Origin of the sequence: Halobacillus seohaensis (assembly GCF_042663045.1) — a bacterium.
In the GTDB taxonomy this organism is placed as follows: Bacteria; Bacillota; Bacilli; order Bacillales; family Halobacillaceae; genus Halobacillus_A; species Halobacillus_A seohaensis.
Window position 1 is genome coordinate 283,726 of the sequence record NZ_JBHSZV010000004.1, and the last position, 17,934, is coordinate 301,659.

21 protein-coding genes are annotated in these 17,934 nt (G+C 38.1%); 1 reads left to right on the forward strand and 20 read right to left on the reverse strand.

All coding sequences use genetic code 11. The annotated features are described in order from the left end of the window. Positions 1–5: 5 nt before the first annotated feature. The 17 genes from folD to ACFQIC_RS01780 form a co-directional block, all read right to left on the reverse strand. Complete coding sequence (gene folD / locus ACFQIC_RS01700) at positions 6–857, reverse strand: bifunctional methylenetetrahydrofolate dehydrogenase/methenyltetrahydrofolate cyclohydrolase FolD (RefSeq protein WP_204706664.1); 852 nt, start codon at positions 855–857, stop codon at positions 6–8. 20 nt (positions 858–877) lie between these two features. Beyond that, positions 878–1,255 carry a transcription antitermination factor NusB gene (nusB, locus tag ACFQIC_RS01705; RefSeq protein ID WP_204706666.1) on the reverse strand — a complete coding sequence of 126 codons (378 nt, stop codon included), beginning with the start codon at positions 1,253–1,255 and terminating at the stop codon, positions 878–880. Positions 1,256–1,372: 117 nt separating this feature from the next. After that, positions 1,373–1,771, reverse strand: coding sequence for an Asp23/Gls24 family envelope stress response protein (locus tag ACFQIC_RS01710; protein ID WP_204706668.1), 399 nt, complete (start codon positions 1,769–1,771; stop codon positions 1,373–1,375). Between the two features lie 18 nt (positions 1,772–1,789). After that, on the reverse strand, positions 1,790–3,142 hold the full coding sequence (accC, locus tag ACFQIC_RS01715; protein ID WP_204706670.1) for an acetyl-CoA carboxylase biotin carboxylase subunit: 1,353 nt from the start codon (positions 3,140–3,142) through the stop codon (positions 1,790–1,792). Positions 3,143–3,157: 15 nt separating this feature from the next. Further along, the gene (gene accB / locus ACFQIC_RS01720) at positions 3,158–3,652 is read right to left on the reverse strand and encodes an acetyl-CoA carboxylase biotin carboxyl carrier protein (RefSeq protein WP_204706673.1); all 495 of its coding nucleotides are present in this window, start codon (positions 3,650–3,652) and stop codon (positions 3,158–3,160) included. Positions 3,653–4,085: 433 nt separating this feature from the next. After that, positions 4,086–4,628, reverse strand: coding sequence for a SpoIIIAH-like family protein (locus ACFQIC_RS01725; RefSeq protein WP_204706675.1), 543 nt, complete (start codon positions 4,626–4,628; stop codon positions 4,086–4,088). Positions 4,629–4,640: 12 nt separating this feature from the next. Further along, positions 4,641–5,252 carry a stage III sporulation protein AG gene (gene spoIIIAG, locus ACFQIC_RS01730; RefSeq protein ID WP_204706677.1) on the reverse strand — a complete coding sequence of 204 codons (612 nt, stop codon included), beginning with the start codon at positions 5,250–5,252 and terminating at the stop codon, positions 4,641–4,643. After that, complete coding sequence (spoIIIAF, locus tag ACFQIC_RS01735) at positions 5,245–5,853, reverse strand: stage III sporulation protein AF (protein WP_204706679.1); 609 nt, start codon at positions 5,851–5,853, stop codon at positions 5,245–5,247. Before spoIIIAF ends, spoIIIAG begins: the two co-directional genes overlap by 8 nt. A gap of 10 nt (positions 5,854–5,863) precedes the next feature. Then, a complete protein-coding gene (gene spoIIIAE / locus ACFQIC_RS01740) occupies positions 5,864–7,021 on the reverse strand; it encodes a stage III sporulation protein AE (protein ID WP_204707559.1) in 1,158 nt (385 codons plus the stop codon). A 15-nt stretch (positions 7,022–7,036) separates the two neighbouring features. Then, the gene (spoIIIAD, locus tag ACFQIC_RS01745) at positions 7,037–7,435 is read right to left on the reverse strand and encodes a stage III sporulation protein AD (RefSeq protein ID WP_204706681.1); all 399 of its coding nucleotides are present in this window, start codon (positions 7,433–7,435) and stop codon (positions 7,037–7,039) included. Positions 7,436–7,440: 5 nt separating this feature from the next. Next, complete coding sequence (gene spoIIIAC / locus ACFQIC_RS01750; protein ID WP_204706683.1) at positions 7,441–7,647, reverse strand: stage III sporulation protein AC; 207 nt, start codon at positions 7,645–7,647, stop codon at positions 7,441–7,443. A 19-nt stretch (positions 7,648–7,666) separates the two neighbouring features. Next, positions 7,667–8,176: a stage III sporulation protein SpoIIIAB gene (gene spoIIIAB / locus ACFQIC_RS01755; RefSeq protein ID WP_204706685.1), complete on the reverse strand. Its 510-nt coding sequence runs from the start codon at positions 8,174–8,176 to the stop codon at positions 7,667–7,669. Next, entirely contained in the window at positions 8,121–9,098 is a 978-nt protein-coding gene (spoIIIAA, locus tag ACFQIC_RS01760; protein WP_204706687.1) for a stage III sporulation protein AA, read from the reverse strand. Before spoIIIAA ends, spoIIIAB begins: the two co-directional genes overlap by 56 nt. Positions 9,099–9,595: 497 nt before the next feature. Next, positions 9,596–10,153 carry an elongation factor P gene (gene efp / locus ACFQIC_RS01765; protein WP_204706690.1) on the reverse strand — a complete coding sequence of 186 codons (558 nt, stop codon included), beginning with the start codon at positions 10,151–10,153 and terminating at the stop codon, positions 9,596–9,598. Positions 10,154–10,167: 14 nt separating this feature from the next. Then, positions 10,168–11,229 (reverse strand): M24 family metallopeptidase, encoded by a 1,062-nt coding sequence (locus ACFQIC_RS01770; RefSeq protein ID WP_204706692.1) that lies wholly within the window; start codon positions 11,227–11,229, stop codon positions 10,168–10,170. Position 11,230: 1 nt separating this feature from the next. Beyond that, on the reverse strand, positions 11,231–11,680 hold the full coding sequence (gene aroQ / locus ACFQIC_RS01775; RefSeq protein ID WP_204706694.1) for a type II 3-dehydroquinate dehydratase: 450 nt from the start codon (positions 11,678–11,680) through the stop codon (positions 11,231–11,233). A gap of 70 nt (positions 11,681–11,750) precedes the next feature. Next, positions 11,751–12,242 carry a YqhR family membrane protein gene (locus tag ACFQIC_RS01780; protein ID WP_204706696.1) on the reverse strand — a complete coding sequence of 164 codons (492 nt, stop codon included), beginning with the start codon at positions 12,240–12,242 and terminating at the stop codon, positions 11,751–11,753. A gap of 432 nt (positions 12,243–12,674) precedes the next feature. On the opposite strand from ACFQIC_RS01780, the gene ACFQIC_RS01785 reads away from it, so the two are divergent. Next, positions 12,675–13,079 carry an SA1362 family protein gene (locus ACFQIC_RS01785; protein ID WP_204706698.1) on the forward strand — a complete coding sequence of 135 codons (405 nt, stop codon included), beginning with the start codon at positions 12,675–12,677 and terminating at the stop codon, positions 13,077–13,079. A 20-nt stretch (positions 13,080–13,099) separates the two neighbouring features. Here ACFQIC_RS01785 and ACFQIC_RS01790 read toward each other — a convergent pair whose 3' ends face one another. The 3 genes from ACFQIC_RS01790 to ACFQIC_RS01800 all read right to left on the reverse strand — a co-directional run bounded on the left by ACFQIC_RS01790 (position 13,100) and on the right by ACFQIC_RS01800 (position 17,673). Beyond that, positions 13,100–13,987 (reverse strand): patatin-like phospholipase family protein, encoded by an 888-nt coding sequence (locus ACFQIC_RS01790; protein ID WP_204706701.1) that lies wholly within the window; start codon positions 13,985–13,987, stop codon positions 13,100–13,102. Positions 13,988–14,539: 552 nt separating this feature from the next. Further along, entirely contained in the window at positions 14,540–14,971 is a 432-nt protein-coding gene (gene mntR / locus ACFQIC_RS01795; RefSeq protein ID WP_204706703.1) for a transcriptional regulator MntR, read from the reverse strand. A gap of 131 nt (positions 14,972–15,102) precedes the next feature. Further along, positions 15,103–17,673: a vitamin B12-dependent ribonucleotide reductase gene (locus ACFQIC_RS01800; protein ID WP_204707561.1), complete on the reverse strand. Its 2,571-nt coding sequence runs from the start codon at positions 17,671–17,673 to the stop codon at positions 15,103–15,105. Between the last annotated feature and the right edge of the window lie 261 nt (positions 17,674–17,934).

The following is a 17,934-nucleotide window of genomic DNA, read 5'->3' on the forward strand; positions in this document are numbered from 1 at the left end:
TCTCCTTACTTTTGGTGAATCCACTTTGCTGCTTTAATGGTATTATGAAGCAACATTGTTATCGTCATTGGGCCTACACCCTTAGGAACTGGCGTAATGTGGGAGGCTTTCTGTGAAGCGGAATCAAAATCCACATCGCCTGTAAGCTTTCCGTCGACTCGATTTACACCTACATCAATTACAACCGTACCTTCAGTTATATCTTCTCCTGATATCATACCAGCCTTACCAGCAGCTACAATTAATATATCAGCTTTCTTCGTGTAATCTTTTAAATCCTTAGTTCTGGAATGACAATACGTAACCGTAGCGTGCTCGTTTAATAATAATTGGCCAACCGGCTTACCTACTAAGTTACTACGCCCTATAATCACGACATGCTTGCCTTCAATCGAAATATTCGCCCGTTTAAGCATAACTACTATTCCGAAAGGGGTGCATGGATAGAATGTCTCCTGCCCAGTCATTAAACGTCCTATGTTAATAGGATGGAAGCCATCCACATCTTTCGAAGGATCAATGGATTCAATTACTTTTTGTTCCATTATTTGTTCTGGCAATGGAAGTTGAACTAGTATTCCGTGAACTGACTCATCTTCATTTAACCTAGTAATTATATCAAGTAGCTTAGTCTGTGAAGTATCCTCTGGTAATTCCATGAGTTCTGAACTCATACCTATGTTTTCCGAAGCACGTTGTTTGCCTCTTACATAAGACAGGGAAGCTGGGTCTTCCCCAACAATAACAACGACAAGTTTCGGATAAATACCAGCTTCACTTAAAGTTGCCACTTCCTCTTTCATTTCTTGTCTTATTTGTTCAGCTAATTGCTTTCCATAAATTACTTCTGCTGCCATGACAATCGTCCCCTTCCTGCCTATACCATCTTAGATAAAACACCGTTTATAAACTTACCTGATTGATCTTCACCGAAAATTTTAGCTAATTCTACCGCTTCATTTATGGCGACTTGAGAAGGTACTTCCTCATTAAATTTTATTTCATAAGCTGCCATACGAAGAAGTGTTTTCTCCACTCTAGCTAGACGAGCAAAAGTCCAATGTTCTAGATTTTCCTCAATCCAATGGTCAATTTCAGATTTATATTCTACTACACCTTCAACCAATTGATTTAAAAAAACATCGTTTCCGCTCTCTTCAACAACATGTTGAATAGCTTCTTCCATATTGATATCGTTCGAATCCATCTGAAAAAGGGCTTGAAATGCTTTTTCTCTTGCCAAACGTCGTTTCATCTATATTCTGCTCCTTTAATGTCATATCCGTTAGAATCATAACATTTTAACCTTAGTAATGCCATTAACCAATAATAAAAGACCAGCTTAGGACACTCCCTACTGGCCTTTACTATTTCATCCTTCTTCTGCTTCAATTTCCTCTTTTGATTCCGTTTGCACACCGACTATATGAACATTAATCTCTTTAATCTCAAGGGCAGTCATGTTTTTTAATGCCTGACGTGTATTATCTTGAATCTTTTGCGCTGTTTCTGGTATTGATATACCATAATCCATAACGACATAGGCATCTATTAAGATCCCGTCTTTATCTAATTCAACTTTAACGCCTTTGCCATGACTTTTCTTCCCTAATCGTTCAACTACACCTGTTGCGAAATTGCCTCGCATAGATGCTACACCAGTTACTTCTGATACAGCAATTCCTGCAATTACTTCAATAACTTCTGGAGCAATCTCAACATTACCTAGCGTTGACCCTTCTGTTACGTTCAACAACTGTCTTTCATCCATTCGACCACTCCTTTTTGATTAATCATCCATTATTTTATAATTTTCAAGGAATTTCGTATTAAAATCGCCATTAACAAATACCTCATGTTCCATTACCCTTTGGTGAAAAGGTATCGTAGTTTTCACACCTTCCACAACAAACTCATCTAAAGCTCTTTTCATCTTCTGTATAGCTTCATTTCGATCGCTTCCATAAGTTATTAATTTTGCGACCATTGAATCATAATATGGAGGGATGCTATACCCAGGATAAGCCGCTGAGTCAACACGTACACCTAGCCCACCAGGTGCAAGATACATATCAATTTTCCCAGCAGAAGGCATGAAATTCTTATAAGGATCTTCAGCATTTATACGACATTCTATCGCCCAGCCCTCAAATTTCACATCATGTTGAGAAAAAGATAATTTTTCATTATTGGCTACGTTTAATTGCTCTTTAACAAGGTCAATGCCCGTCACCATTTCCGTCACGGGATGTTCTACCTGAATTCTGGTATTCATCTCCATAAAATAGAACATTTCCTCGTTTTTATCAAAAATGAACTCTACGGTACCTGCACCAGAATAATCTACAGCTAGCGCAGCTTTTACTGCGGCATCTCCCATCTGTTTACGAATTTCAGGGCTGACTGCAGGTGAAGGTGTTTCTTCTATCAACTTTTGCAACCTGCGTTGAATTGTACAATCACGTTCACCAAGGTGAACAGCATTTCCGTGATTATCAGCTAACACTTGGATCTCAACATGACGGAAATCTTCAATATATTTTTCAATATAAACGCCTGGATTACCAAAAGCTGTCTCCGCTTCTTGTTGTGTAACATTAATCCCTTTAACAAGTTCCTCTTCACTACGAGCCACGCGTATTCCCTTGCCTCCACCACCCGCAGTTGCTTTTATAATCACAGGATAACCGATTTCATTGGCAATACGTTTTCCTTCTTCTGCATCTTGAATAATCCCTGAAGATCCAGGTACAACAGGTACACCAGCTTCTCTCATAGTCTCTCGAGCCACATCTTTCGTTCCCATCTTTTGAATAGCATAGGAAGAAGGCCCAATAAATATGATATTACACTCTTCACACATCTCCGCAAACTCTGCATTTTCAGATAAAAACCCATAACCGGGATGTATGGCATCTGTTTGAGTTAAGGTAGCCAAACTCATAATATTTGTATAGTTTAAGTAACTGTCCTTACTCAAAGTCGGTCCTACACAATAAGCTTCATCGGCAATTTGAACGTGCAAAGCTTCTTTATCTGCTTCTGAGTAAACCGCTACAGTTTCTATCCCCATCTCTTTACATGCACGAATAATCCGAACCGCTATTTCACCTCGGTTCGCAATTAGAACTTTTTTTATCATAACTTCACCCCCGAACTATGACGTTTTAACTCTAAATAACGGTTGTCCATACTCGATGAGTTCCCCGTCTTCGGCGAGGATTTCAACAACCTCACCAGTAGCCTCAGCTTCAATTTCATTAAATAACTTCATAGCTTCTACAATACAGACGATAGAATCTTCCTTTACTTTATCTCCAACTTTTACATAAGCATCTTGATCAGGAGATGGTGACTTGTAAAAAGTACCAACCATCGGTGAAGTTATTTCTTTATCGAATTCTGTTTTAGAGACAGGTTCCTCTTTAGCGTCTTCAACGTTTCCTGCATCTTGTTTTGGTTGAGATGTTTGCTCTTTTACAGCCTCAGCTTTTGGAGTTGAAACTTCTTCAGGTGTTGGGACTTCTGTTACAACTTGCCCCCCACTCTTTTTCATAGAAACCTTTGTTCCGTTTGCTTCATAAGAAAATTCATCAATTTGTGAATGGTCGATTAATTTAATTAATTCTCGTATTTCTTGAACCTTTAGCATGTTGGGCACCCCTTTATGTAAGATACATTAATAAATGGTACTAATCACTCCTTTTAACATTCTACGACATAATACCACTACCCTGCAACTGTCCACCTATAAAAGCTATTGTTCTAATTTAAAAACCTTGATTAGTAATTAACAGGTTCACTTGCGAGGTGAAGATATTGAATCGCAAGCTAAAATCCTATACTAGTATTAAGCCCTTCTGTTGTTCACCCTTCTCTCATGCCGTTGGATTGGCTAGGAATTTGCGAGACTCTCTCGGAAAACAGGATAGAGAGGCCCCATTCAACAATTAAAACGCTTGGATTAAAAACAATCCAAGCGTTTTGTATGCAAATTATACCATTGTTTGATTTGCTACTTACAATAGTTTTTAATGTTTTCTTCCACATTATCGGAACTACTTGTAATATTCAATGTTTTAATGTTAAGTCGTTGGTTGGAATTTAACTTCCACTTGTTTTTGACCAAACTCATCGAACACCATTTGCATAATCTCTCTTGTTTCTGACTTAGTTAGCTCTTCTGCTTTAACAGTGACTTGTATCACATCATCTTCCGCCCTTACTAAGACATCTTCATAAGGAACACTTGCACGAATCGTATTTTCCAAAATTGACTCTTTCGAAGCAGTTTCCTGAAGAGTCTCCATTTCTTCCATGGCATCATTTTTTTCATCAGCTGAATAATCACTCGAAGCTACAATTTCAGATAATTGTTCAGTTTTTTGGTCGCGTTCACTTTGCTTATCTAGACGAATTGATGCAAAAAGTTCTTCAGTGGAAAATCCTGAGGTGACAGTATCTTCTGTGCTAGTTTCCCCATCCACGTCAATATTTTCGCCTTCCCCCCATTCGTTATCCTGGATAAACGCCATCTCTCCATTATCAGGTGAAGTCATATAGTACACACTCAATACAATTAATAAGCTTAGCATTGTCAAAAGCCAAACGGTTTGTTTTTTTACCAAGGTAATACCTCCTTATGATTTAGGTAATACTGACACTCTATGACTAGGCACATCTAATACTCGAGATACGGCTTCCACTACCCACTCTTTTACCGTTATTTGTTCCACACCCTTCGCAGTTACAAAAACCCCACTCACAGATGGTTTGTTGGTTTTCGTTAGAAGAGGCACCTCTTGATCTCCCTGCCGCACAAGTACTAACTGCTGTTCCTTCGAATAGTCCTCAATTTCTCTTTCCCCTCCATTCTTATCCGTTTCTTTGGTTGTTTGTTTTCCAATAATTAAGTTTTTGTCATACACTTTTTCCTCCGTAGCAGCTAGATTGATCATCAATTCAACTTCACTCACTCCTTGTATGTTGTTAAGGAGCGGCGTTAATTGTTCTTCAAACGCAGCCTCAAGATCAACTACAGATAGCACTTCTTCCTCAACCCCCTCGCTTGAGGATTGAGCCTCGCTAGGTTCAGGAGGCGCCACATTTGTTTTAGGAGTTTGAAACCAATTACTCAACATTATGAACATAACCCCAATTAAGCCTACAATGATAAAATATTTGGGTTTGTTCAATTTATGTCCTTCCTTAGATGACAATGGGTTTACGAGCTTGTTCCACCATTTACTCATGGTCTTCCTCCCAGCGAATCTCAATTTGTTCCTTTTCTAACTCTAAGTGTTGGGCGACCAATTCTTGAATACCTTCCTGTTCCCGATTATTTACATTTTCACTTTGGCTCGAATCTGCAGATGAAATGATCACTTCCTCCACTGCCTGCTCTTCCTCATTTGTAGTAACAAATAACACTAGTTTGTCCAACGACTCTAAAGAGTAAGGCTTAGCGACAAATTCTAAGTCAACTTGGTTTATAGTTAGTTGATGACTGGTCTCTAAGGGAGCTTTAAGTTGTTCAACAACAGCACCTTGTACTTGTTGTAATGTATATGCGTCTTGTCCAATAATTATTTCGTTTTTCTTTTCTTCAATTTCTTTAGTTAGTTGATCAGTTTCCATGCTTAAATCCATTTGATTTTCTACAGAATTCAATATGCGATGAGGATCTATCTTTAGAAACTGTAAGAGCGGATCAATAATTACAAGAATAAGAAGAATCGCCAATACTAGGCGCGCATATTTTTTCATTAATCCTGAAGGTAATAAAGCGTCAGCCACCATAGCCAAAAGTAAAAATAGAACGATTTCTGTAATCCATTGTATAAATATTTGCATAGGACCACCCTTACCGAACCATCATTGTAATATTACTAGCAGCTACCATAATAACAATAACTAAAAAGAACATCATCGATACCATTAATAGTGCTGCAAATATATACATCATATGCCGACTTACTATCGCCATCGCTTCGACTACTGGCCCATCTCCGATTGGCTGAAGAAGAGCCGCAGCTAATTTATAAATGATTGCAATGGCAAAAATTTTTAATGCTGGGAACAGAGCAATACCTAAGAGAATCACTACTCCTGCAAGACCTAATGTATTTTTCAGGATAAGTGATGCTCCTAAGATGGTGTCTGTCGCATCTGTAAATAAACGTCCAACTACGGGCACGAAATTCCCCGTAACAAACCGGGCCGTTTTCATCGTAACCCCATCTTGTACTGCCGTCACCGTACCTTGTACAGAAATCACTCCTAGGAAGAGTGTTAAATATACCCCCATGATAGCTAAACCAGTTTTACGAAGTAATTCGGCTAATTGATCTACCTTGAAACTTTCATTCAGAGATCCAACAATGAGTAAAAGAGCGGAAGAAGCGAATAAAGGAATCAAAATGTATTTAACAAGTAGACCGCTCGATTGGACTAAAGCAACGATGATAGGGTGAAAGAAAGAGATCGACATTAGATGACTAAATGAGGCCATAATTCCAAGAAGTAGCGGGAGAAGACCAATCATAAAGCTGCTCATTTGATTAATAGCTCCAAGCGTGTATTCGATGACTTGTCCAAAACTTTCTAAAGCTAGTCCAATTAACACTAAATAGATCACCATATAAGCAATGCGGCTAACTACAGTATTTTCAAAAGACGATTGCATAGCTTGAAGCAAAGTACTAAATAATGTTAAAAATAGTAAACTCCCTAGTAATCGACCATTTGATAACAGCTCGTGAAACAGAAAAGTCATAATTCCCGAAAGCCATCCTGATGGTGTTGTCTCTTGTTCACTCCATTCACTAAAATCACCAAGTGAAACCGAAGGCAAATATTCTCCATATTGATCATGTAACTGTTGATAGTTTTGCTCCAATTCTTCTGTTGAAACGTGCTCCATTAATGATCCAACCTCATCATTAGTTGTAGAAGCAGAACTAACAATTGGGACAAGGAAACTTCCTACTAATAGGCAACAGAAGACAATTATAAGTTTCATCACATACCTCTATCCTTAACCTGTCGCTCCAGGTATAAAATCCAAGATCGTTTCAATTAAGGCTGTAATTATAGGTATGGCTAACATTAAGATAAATAGTTTGCCAGCAAGCTCCACTTTGGAAGCTAATGCATTTAACCCTGCATCTCGAATAAGTTGAGCTCCAAACTCTGTAATATAAGCTATACCTATGATTTTTAAAATGGTTTTAAAATACACAGACTCAACCTGCGCTTGTTGAGCCATATATTGAAGGAGCGAAAAAATATATCGAATATGATCTAACACGGCTAGAAAAATTAATATCACGGTAAAAAGCAGGAGCAAGTAGGCTATTGATGAATGTTGTTCTTTCAATAAAATTATTAAAAAGGTAGCAACCAATCCAAGAGAAACAATTTGTATAATGTCCATAATGGTTATCCTTGGTATAAAAATACAGATTTGATTTGTTGAAATAAATCAGCGAGTCGCTGTAAAACGATGAACAAGACTATAATAAAACCTGTTAGAGTAACAACTTGAGCAATTTCTTCTTTCCCCATTTGTTTCAAAATACTATGAAACATCGCTACAATAATACCGATCCCAGCAATTTGAAATAGGATGGATGCGTCTTGAAACAAAAACGTCCCCTCCCCCTTATCATATAAGTAGTAAAACCACTAGTAGACCACTCAACACTCCAGCGCCTCTAGCTACGCGCTGATGTTTACTAGAAACTTCAATTGCCTCATTAAGTTGCAAATCTAGGTGATGAGAGGTTAATTTAATTTGTTTTTGCTGCTGTGTAAGGTCGTGCTGTCCTAATGTACTTCCAAATTGAATCAATATATCTAAATCGCTTTTATTCATAGCATTCCAAAACCATTGTTTTCTTAATTCTGCTGTCCATAAGGAACTGAAATCAGTACAAGCTGCCTTTTCCTTAACGAGATTAGAAAAGAAGTAGCAAATAGGAGGAGGCAGCACATTCGATAACTTTTCGCATACTTCCCATAGTGACGACTGACTATAGACCATCTCTGCCTCAATCATTTGTAAAGCACTTTTCCATTGTCTAATTTGACTTGGCCGCTTTTTAAATTTTGCAGCGATATCAAACCCGATCCATGTGGTAGCGAGTAGTACTATTAGGGCTCCGAACCACTCCATGGTCTCCCTCCCCATTTAAACGAACCAATTCATTTCCTTGTCCATCCAATATTTCTATAACCGCGTTTGCACGTACTGAAAGTCTTTCAAGAATGATGAAACGATCAAACGCTTCACTTTCTATCAGTTCCTGAACAGCATTACGTTTGGAAATCGTTTCACGGTTTGTCCCATGAACACTACAAATAACTTTCACACCCGTATGAACAGCTTCTTTTACAGCTAGTGCATCATCCAAATCCCCTATTTCATCAACAACCATCACCTCTGGAGACATGGATCGAATCATCATCATCATTCCTACAGCCTTAGGACAAGCATCCATTACATCCGTCCGTTCTCCTACATCTAATTGAGGTATACCTTCGTGACATGCGGCGATCTCAGACCTTTCATCGACAACAGCCACTTTCGATGCAGACGTAAACGTCGTTCCAGATCCAATCCACTTAGCAAAGTTACGTAAAATTGTTGTCTTTCCTGAATGAGGAGGACCAATAATGAGTGTATTCAACCATTCATCCTTCCTATATAAATAGGAAAGGGCTCGTTTTCCACTTTCTATCGTTGAACGAGCAATCCTTATGTTCATAAACGTTATATTCTTCAATGTTTCTATAACATTTTGATGGACATTTGCCTTACCAGCCAATCCAACACGATGACCTCCTTCTATTGTAATAAAACCTTCTTTCATTTCTTCTTTAAACTTATAAACCGAAAATTGACTAACTTGATTAAGTACAAATGATAGATCTAACTGACTTAGTTTTGTGTTCGAAATATAAGTAACGCCCCTCGTATCTAGTATCTCTAAACGTTTGTTTACACGAAGTCGGATTTCCTGAATGATATCCCAATTAATTTTCTGTTTTAGTGTGGGATGGTAAGGTACTGGAAATAGACGAATAATCTCCTCCATTCAACCAAAACTCCTTTAGATGCTTTACCCTATATGTATGTCTTGTCCGTAGAGTTATGACTGTTGCTAATAGAGAAAAAAGAGCAACCCTAGATGTAAGTAGTTCCGATACTGTGGAGAACTCTAAAATAACAAGTGAAATAACAAACAAAAACGCTTGGATTTTTAATGCCCAAGCGTTTTTGTTTATATTTTCTTGTTAAACTAAAGCCCCAGATTGTGTAATAAAAGAATAGCGGTTCCATTGCTTTTCATCGAAGAATCGCGGATGGTAGGCATACTCACCAGGTAAGTTCCTACACTTCAAATAAACACGCTATTACACCCGATTTTTAACAACTTATCTAGCTATTGTCATTATGTTATTTGAATTATCAGTAAAAAATAAGAGACCAAATCATATACGATTTGGTCTGCTAATCAGTATGCTATTTTGCATGTTTCTCCACCGAAACGGAACTACTTACACTAGATGAGGTACTCTTTTTAAAAATAATCTATGCGCGAGAAACGTATTTCCCGTCAGAAGTACTAATTAAAAGTAATTCTCCTTCATTGATGAAAAACGGAACTTGAACATTTAAGCCAGTTTCAAGAGTAGCTGACTTCGTTCCACCACTGGCCGTATCTCCCTTTATACCTGGTTCAGTTTCAGTCACTTTTAATTCTACGTTCTTCGGAAGCTCAACTCCGATGGTTTCAGCCTGGTAGGATTGAATTTGAACTTCCATGTTTTCCTTCAAGTATTTCAGTTGATCAGATATTTGATCTGTAGGTATTTCCACTTGTTCATACGTTTCTGTGTCCATGAACGCGTGCATATCTCCAGAAGTATATAAATATTGCATTTTCCGATTTTCAATATGTGCTTTTTCTACCTTCTCTCCTGCACGGAAAGTCTTTTCTTGAATATTTCCACTACGCAAGTTACGCAGCTTTGAACGCACAAAAGCTGCCCCTTTACCTGGTTTAACATGTTGAAAATCCATCACCTGCCAAATGCTACCTTCTACTTCTATTGTTAGTCCTGTTTTAAAATCATTTACTGAAATCAAAATATTCCCTCCTATTATAACGTTAGTAGTTCTTTCGTTGAATGGCTTAATCTCTCGTTACCACTCGCTGTAATGACAGTGTCATCCTCAATACGACAACCGCCTACCTTTGGAACATAGATACCTGGCTCTACAGTAACAACCATACCAGCTTCTAAAACTAGATCAGATCGAAAGGATAGCCCTGGTCCCTCATGGACATCTAAACCAATACCATGACCCGTCGAGTGTCCGAAATATTTACCGTAACCTTGTTCTTTAATATGATCACGAGTTAAAGCATCTGCCTCTTTCCCTGTTATACCAGCTTTTAAACCTTCCATTCCTATTAGCTGTGCTTGCAACACTGTGTCATAGATTTCTTTTAATTCATCACTAATTTCTCCTACAGCAATTGTTCTTGTGATGTCTGAACAGTAACCTTTATAGAGAGCTCCAAAGTCTAGAGTTACTAATTCACCAGATTGAATTTCTTTATCTGAAGCCACACCATGTGGTAAAGCAGAACGGTAACCTGATGCTACAATAATATCAAAACTAGATGATGTAGCTCCCTGTTTTCTCATGAAAAATTCCAGCTCATTCGAAACATCTATTTCTTTAACTCCAGGCTTTATGTAGCTTAATATATGTTGAAAAGCATCATCAGCTATTTTCGTAGCATCCTTTAATATAGTAAGCTCCTCTTCCGTCTTAATCAAGCGCAGTTTTTCTACAAGTCCTGAAGTAGGCACTAGCTCTGCATTAAAATGTTGGCGATATAAATCGTATTCCCCGTATGTAAGATGGTCTTTTTCAAACCCTATTTGACTTAAGCCTAACTTATTCACCTGTGAGGCTACTTCTTCATGCAACGGTGATTTATGTTCGATGATCTGAAATCCGTCTGCCTGCTCCGCAGCTTGTTCTGTATATCGAAAATCAGTAATAAACAGGGCATCATCCTCTGTAATGAGTAAAGCACCCGAAGACCCTGTAAAATTAGCAATATACCGACGGTTTTTATCACTCATAATAAGTAGTCCATCTAGTTCTTTATCTATAATAGCTTGACGCAAAGTTGATAGTTTCGTCATCTTACGCTCCCCCTTCACTTTCTATCTTTTGGATTAATCCTAAGGTTGCTATTCGATACCCGTCAATTCCAAAACCCACAACTTGCCCCATACATACTGGCGCCAACATGGAATAGTGACGAAACTCCTCCCTTTTGTGTACATTGGAGATGTGAACCTCCACTACAGGTGGAGTGATCGCAGCAATCGCATCTCGAAGGGCAACACTAGTATGAGTATAGGCTGCTGGGTTAAAAATAACCCCTGCAATATTCCCTTCCGCTTGTTGCAGACGATCAATAAGTTCCCCTTCATGATTTGACTGAAAATGCTCTAGTTCATAATTATGGCTTAAGACCACTTCCTGAACCATACTTTCAACATCAGCCAATGTAGCACTGCCATATGTCTCCGGCTCCCTGTTACCTAAATTATTTAAATTAGGTCCATTAAGTAAAAGCAAACGTTTCACAGATTATCAACCACCTTACTGGAATCAAAATGAATAGTCTATTTCATTTTATCATACTATGAGCATATCATCACTTAGCTCGCTGATTGTATTCATGAGACTCGAAGGAAATAGAGTATCCTATAAAAACCCCGTACAAGATAAATAAGCAAAAATTCGTCACCAGTGAATTACTTGATAATTCATTCCAGTGAGGAACTGCTCCAAAAATTGGATTCAATAAAAAAAATAACACACCGAACAAAGCCACCCCAAGTCCAAATCCTGGCCAAATACCATTCCATTGTTTCAAAAGGATATAATAAACTAGTGATACAAAAATCGATAAAAGACCAACGATAAGAACCGCTAGTGCTTCTCCTAAAAAGGAACCAGTCCAACTTGTTTGCCAAAAAGATCTAAAAATGAAGGAAGCAGCGGATACTTCAGAGAAATGAAAATAGTAGGAAATAGCTCCTAGCGCGCTCCATAATATCCCTGCAACAAAGCCCACTGTTAATGATTTTGCAAGTACGCTTTGTGGTGGTTCTTTTTTACTTTGATCCTTAACTTCATCTGCCATTATAATCACCTCAGCTTTATTTTTTCCAAACTTTACACTTTTCATCCACTCAGATCTTTTAAAAAGGTAGTGAAATTTTTATTTTTGCTGTAAAATAAAAGGAAGAGCAAATAGTTGATTAGTAAGTATACTTACACATTCCCGAGTATTATAGAATGGACTTAAAATAATTATGTAGATTCCTTGGCCCTATGAAGGGTTCTTCTAAGGAAGATAAATGAGTGTTGAATAATTCTAGTTAATTAGGAAATAATTAATAAGAACCAATTGTGGAATTCCACCAGATTATATTAAGTTACATCTTTTCTTTTATCTAGACCTTAACCTAGTGAAAAAAAGTTCTAATAAAATGATAAGAGTGGTTAAGAAAGTGGTATACACATAATAGGAAGGTCAACTTTAAAGTGAATTCATTTGAAGGAGGAAACAATCATGTCTAGAAAATGGATAACTCCAATCATCTACACACTAATCACCCTTGCTATTTTCTATGTTGGAGTTCAAATGTTCACGAACACTTCCAGCTTCCTTTCATCTATCATTATGATGATTGGGTTTGCCGCCTTAATCTATGGAGCAATCTACTTTTTCTTTCTTCGGCATCGCACCAGTGCACCTACAAACGGAAAAGAAATGAAGAAGTACAAACAAGCCGTCAAACAATCCAAACAAAAATACAAACCAACAAACACAGTCAAAGCAGTTAAAACAAAAGATTCTACTTCTTCTAAAAATCCATCTCCATTTAATTCGAAGAAAAACAAGCGAAAAAATTCTCCTAACTTACGAGTCATTCAAGGAAATAAAAACAGCAAAAAAGATCGAGCATCCTTTTAAAAGAATGCTCGACCTTTTTTTTATTTTGACCATCTTTTTAGGAACTGAAGAGCTCGCTGCCTTCCTATATCTAACAGAAACTCTTTCTGTTTTTTACTCAAATAAAAATCCGTAGTTTCTACATCTTTTACAGGAATGAAAATAATATCTCTACTCTTCGTTGTTGAGACATATCGAGCATCGTGAGCTTGTTTCATTGTCTGAAATAACGCTTGAAACATCTGGATAGCATTTTTAATGTTCCTTTCCGGTAACTGATCAGGTGGATCACTTAACTGCATTCCTACAATAGGTCTCGTTCGTCTACCATCATCATTTTCGAAAAGCCAAATAGGAAAATTACTTAATACACCACCATCCACAAGTAAGGACTTTCCATTTTTCCCATAAAGTTTAACAGGTCTAAAAAAATAAGGTAAGCTGGCACTTATACGTGCCGCTTTAGCGACAGAAAATGTTCGAGGGTCTATACCATAAGTCTCTTTTAAGTCATCAGGTATAACTACCATTTTCCCTAATGTGAGATCTGAACAAACCACTTTCAAACTACCCTCTGGTAGCTGGGCAAATGTACGAATACCTTTTTTGCTAAGCCATTTGTCCAGTATCTTTTCTAAATGATTACCTTTATACAAACCCATCCGATAATAAAGGAATAACCATTTTGAAAAAGGAAATACTTTGTCACTGACAGGTTCATCTATTAATGTTTCAAAAGATAGTTCATCAAGGATCACCTTTAACTCTTTAGAGGTATATCCAGCAGCGACTAGACATGCAACCATTGCTCCTGCCGAGGTACCAGCTACCCTTTGAAATTGATACTGGTTCTCCTCAAGAACTTCCAAGGCACCAATGAATGCTAATGCCTTTACTCCTCCGCCAGAGAAAACGCCATCAATCTTCACGCACATCCCCCCATGTTATATATATAAGAGAGATTATTACAGATAAGAACTTCCCATAATAAAAAAACGTACATTCGTAATTTGAAAGGGGGGAGATTTATACAGATGCAGCTAAGCATTTTAAGCTATCCGTGAAGAATGGAGGAAATGTATACCGATAATGCCCCAAGCGGTTACGGAGCATTTCCTGTGACCCCTTCTTATTACGTCCTCATTCTCATGGAAGGGGGGATCTCCTATGGGATACGCGGGGTAGGTGAGAACCCGAAGGCGGCCAGCCTGAGGAGGATCAGCACACGCCCACGGAAAGCGCCCACCGCTCCTTTCTCCATACCATTATCTCGGAATCGAGTCTTCAACAATTAGTTGTGCGATTTTAATTGCAATTAGCCTTACAATTTAGCCTGCAACTTCATATAAAAAAGTAGTTCAATTAAGGGCACAAATTGCAATTTTGCACTCCAAAACCGAACTACTTATCATTATGCGATTTGGTCTTTATTTTTGATGTTATTAACGAAACTTACTTATTAATATCTTTACGTCTTTTTATTATTCGTTATTTTGTTCTTCATTTTTTTGTTGAACAACTCTAAGTTCGTTTACACGGCTAGCGTTTTCTTCAAAATATTGGACGAGATCACCGATACGATCAATTGAATTCCAGCTTAGGTGATGTTCGATTCCTTCCACATCTTCATAAATTTTGTCAGCATCTACCCCAATAAGTTCGAGAAATTGTTCAAGCAATTCGTGTCGATATACAAGACGTTTTCCTACTTTCTTCCCTTTTGGTGTTAAAATAAGTCCACGGTACTTTTCATAATTCAAATATTGATCACGATCCAATTTTTGAACCATTTTTGTCACGGAAGATGGGTGTACTTGCAAGTTCTCCGCTATATCAGAGACGCGTGCATAGCCTTTATCTTCTATTAATATGTAGATTTGCTCGATATAGTCTTCCATACTTGGCGTTGGCATGTTAAACCCCCAATATAGCTTATGTTCAGTAGGTCGTTTCATAAAAATGATACACTAGTTTCTCTTTGAAAACAAGGAAGTTTCTCCAAGAGTAAAGGCGCTTGAATAATACAAGCGCCTTCGTTCAATCTTTATAGTCCACACTTTAACTGGGCATTACAATTGGTGCATGTATTACATCCACCTATATCTTCAACCGTACCCTGTCTACAGACTGGGCACGTGTCTCCTACTTCGGATCCAATCGTTACATTTGTTTTATCTAATTCGTGAACTGTGTCCATGAGTACAACATGAGGTTTCTTATCGTCCTCAAATTCTAGCTCAGTTTGTTCTCCATCAAATGCATTTTCTTCTGCTTTTAGAGTGAGTACTTGACTGTCTCGGCTGCCATCAACATAAACGGTTCCACCTTTAGCTCCACCGTTGTAAAGTCTTTGATACACTTTCTCTACTTGTTCTACAGAATAACCTTTCGGCGCGTTAACAGTTTTCGAGATCGAACTATCGACCCATCGCTGGATCACACATTGGGTATCTGCGTGAGCTTCTGGTGACATGGTCATAGCAGTGATAAACCATTCCGGAAGATGATCTGGATCTTGTTCAGGATGCTTGTCCAAGTATTCCTGAACAATATCAGCTTTCACTTCAATGAACTTACCTAATCGTCCACTTCTGTAATAAGAAAAAGAGAAATAAGGTTCTAGACCAGTACTGACCCCTACCATAGTCCCTGTACTACCAGTTGGTGCTACGGTTAGTAAGTGAGAGTTACGGATACCGTTTTTAAGTACCCCTTGCCTCACGTCCTCAGGCATACCTTTCATATATCCAGTATTTACAAAATTTTCTCTCAACTGCATCGTCTCTTCGTCAGTTTGTCCTATAAGGAAAGGAAAACTCCCTTTCTCTTCAGCCAATGCAACTGACTCACGATAGGCAGTAGTGGCAATCACTTCAAAGATTTCATCAACGAGTTGATTCCCTTCATCTGATCCATATTCTGTCTCACAATAGATGAGTAAATCATGCAACCCCATGACTCCTAAACCAACTCGTCGTTCTCCTAAAGCTTGCTTTTTATTTTCTTCAAGAAAATAAGGAGTAGCATCTATCACATTATCTTGCATGCGCACTCCTGTTGCTACAGTATTTCTCAATTTTTCAAAATCCACTTTTTTAGCTTCTTTATCTGCAACTGCTGCCAGGTTAACTGCTGCGAGATTACAAACACTATAAGGTGCTAAAGGCTGCTCACCACATGGGTTCGTTGCTACAACCTTTTGTCCGTAGGCACTTGCATTTGTCTCATCGTTAGCGTTGTCGATAAAGAATATACCAGGTTCAGCTGAGTACGTCGCACAAATACTAATGAGTTTCCACAATTCAGTTGCTTGAACGGTTCGGTAAGTTTTGACAGCGAAACCTTTCGCTTCCCATTCACGAACATCCCCACTAGATTGCCACTCATCATTATAAGTTGCCATTTCCTCTTTTGTGTATGATTCTACATCTGGAAATCTTAAGTTATAATCCTGATCATTTTCTACAGCATCCATAAAGTCTTTTGTAAGACAAACTGAAATGTTAGCCCCCGTAAGAAACTCAGGATTATTTACTGTATACGTTCCGCCTGTGCTCAGCTTCTCTTCAGCTTCCTGTATGCTCTTTTCTGTAAAACCTCCAAGACCCGGCATTGATTTATAATTTACGACACTTTGATATAACTCTTTTTCGATTTCTGATAATGGCTTGAATTTTAATTTTTCTTTCGCCAATTCCTTAATATGTTCATCTTCTGTATTTTCAATAAGGAAGCGCAGAATCCGCGGGTTTTGCATTTTCGAAATGATAAACTCTACAATGTCTGGATGCCAGTCGGCTAACATAATCATTTGTGCACCACGTCTTGACCCACCTTGCTCAACTAAATGAGTCAACTTAGCAATATCGTCTAACCAGGATACAGAGCCTGATGATTTTCCATTCACTCCTCGAGCAAGGGTATTACGAGGTCTTAACGTAGATCCGTTGGTACCTACACCGCCACCACGTGACATAATCTCCATAACCTGTTTTCGGTGGTCTGAGATTCCTTCCCTAGAATCTTGGATATATGGCATTACATAACAGTTAAAATAAGTAACATCTGTATTTGAACCAGCACCATAAAGCACTCTACCTGCAGGGATGAAGTTTAGGTTCGAGAGTTCCTTATAAAATTGATCGAAGCTTTCTTGTTTCTTCTTTTCATCTGCCTCTACTTCAGCTAACCCTGTAGCATTCCTTAATGCGATTTGCTCATAATAAACTTCCAGAGGCTTATCTATGGTGTCTAAATTTCTTGTAATTAATCCAGTTTCGCGTTCTTCTTCACTATCTAGCACGTTAACGAATTCAGGTTCAACCTTTACCACGGCTTTGTGTTTTTGCCAGTCGAGTGATTGAATAAATCCAAATCCTCGTGCTGGAAATTTGGGATCATCTTTGACGGTTAAGACGACAAAGTCTCCTTCTGCTAAGGTGAATTTCTCTGTATCTTTAAATGCATACCTATCTAACATCACTAGGCGTGATACGCCGGTGTGAGTCACATACATGTTTGGTGTTATTTCATGGACTTGATTAAATTTGCGTATATCCTCATTCAACCGTTCCACATTAATTTTTGCATTAGCATCACTGCTCGTGGGTGCCATTTGCATGCAAAATCTCTCCCTTCTTCCATGCTTCCTTGGGGGCATGTCTTAAAACTCCATATTGAATTAATATATAAGTAACATACCACATTCGAGAAAAATTAATCAATATATTGTACTCGATATTTTAAATCCCTCCATATATTGTGTTTTTGAACAACCTTGTAGAACTTTGTCAATTAACGAATCGTCCAAAATATAAAGTGAAACGGAGATATTTAAAGAAATTGAGGTTGTCTGTTAGTTGAACTACTTTTTTTA

What these genes read in the sequence shown, in the direction of transcription:
- folD (WP_204706664.1), bottom strand. Translation starts at nt 857, where the DNA reads ATGGCAGCAGAAGTAATTTATGGAAAGCAATTAGCTGAACAAATAAGA.
- nusB (WP_204706666.1), bottom strand. Translation starts at nt 1,255, where the DNA reads ATGAAACGACGTTTGGCAAGAGAAAAAGCATTTCAAGCCCTTTTTCAG.
- ACFQIC_RS01710 (WP_204706668.1), bottom strand. Translation starts at nt 1,771, where the DNA reads ATGGATGAAAGACAGTTGTTGAACGTAACAGAAGGGTCAACGCTAGGT.
- accC (WP_204706670.1), bottom strand. Translation starts at nt 3,142, where the DNA reads ATGATAAAAAAAGTTCTAATTGCGAACCGAGGTGAAATAGCGGTTCGG.
- accB (WP_204706673.1), bottom strand. Translation starts at nt 3,652, where the DNA reads ATGCTAAAGGTTCAAGAAATACGAGAATTAATTAAATTAATCGACCAT.
- spoIIIAG (WP_204706677.1), bottom strand. Translation starts at nt 5,252, where the DNA reads ATGAGTAAATGGTGGAACAAGCTCGTAAACCCATTGTCATCTAAGGAA.
- spoIIIAF (WP_204706679.1), bottom strand. Translation starts at nt 5,853, where the DNA reads ATGCAAATATTTATACAATGGATTACAGAAATCGTTCTATTTTTACTT.
- spoIIIAE (WP_204707559.1), bottom strand. Translation starts at nt 7,021, where the DNA reads ATGAAACTTATAATTGTCTTCTGTTGCCTATTAGTAGGAAGTTTCCTT.
- spoIIIAD (WP_204706681.1), bottom strand. Translation starts at nt 7,435, where the DNA reads ATGGACATTATACAAATTGTTTCTCTTGGATTGGTTGCTACCTTTTTA.
- spoIIIAB (WP_204706685.1), bottom strand. Translation starts at nt 8,176, where the DNA reads ATGGAGTGGTTCGGAGCCCTAATAGTACTACTCGCTACCACATGGATC.
- spoIIIAA (WP_204706687.1), bottom strand. Translation starts at nt 9,098, where the DNA reads ATGGAGGAGATTATTCGTCTATTTCCAGTACCTTACCATCCCACACTA.
- ACFQIC_RS01770 (WP_204706692.1), bottom strand. Translation starts at nt 11,229, where the DNA reads ATGACGAAACTATCAACTTTGCGTCAAGCTATTATAGATAAAGAACTA.
- ACFQIC_RS01780 (WP_204706696.1), bottom strand. Translation starts at nt 12,242, where the DNA reads ATGGCAGATGAAGTTAAGGATCAAAGTAAAAAAGAACCACCACAAAGC.
- ACFQIC_RS01785 (WP_204706698.1), top strand. Translation starts at nt 12,675, where the DNA reads ATGTCTAGAAAATGGATAACTCCAATCATCTACACACTAATCACCCTT.
- mntR (WP_204706703.1), bottom strand. Translation starts at nt 14,971, where the DNA reads ATGCCAACGCCAAGTATGGAAGACTATATCGAGCAAATCTACATATTA.
- ACFQIC_RS01800 (WP_204707561.1), bottom strand. Translation starts at nt 17,673, where the DNA reads ATGGCACCCACGAGCAGTGATGCTAATGCAAAAATTAATGTGGAACGG.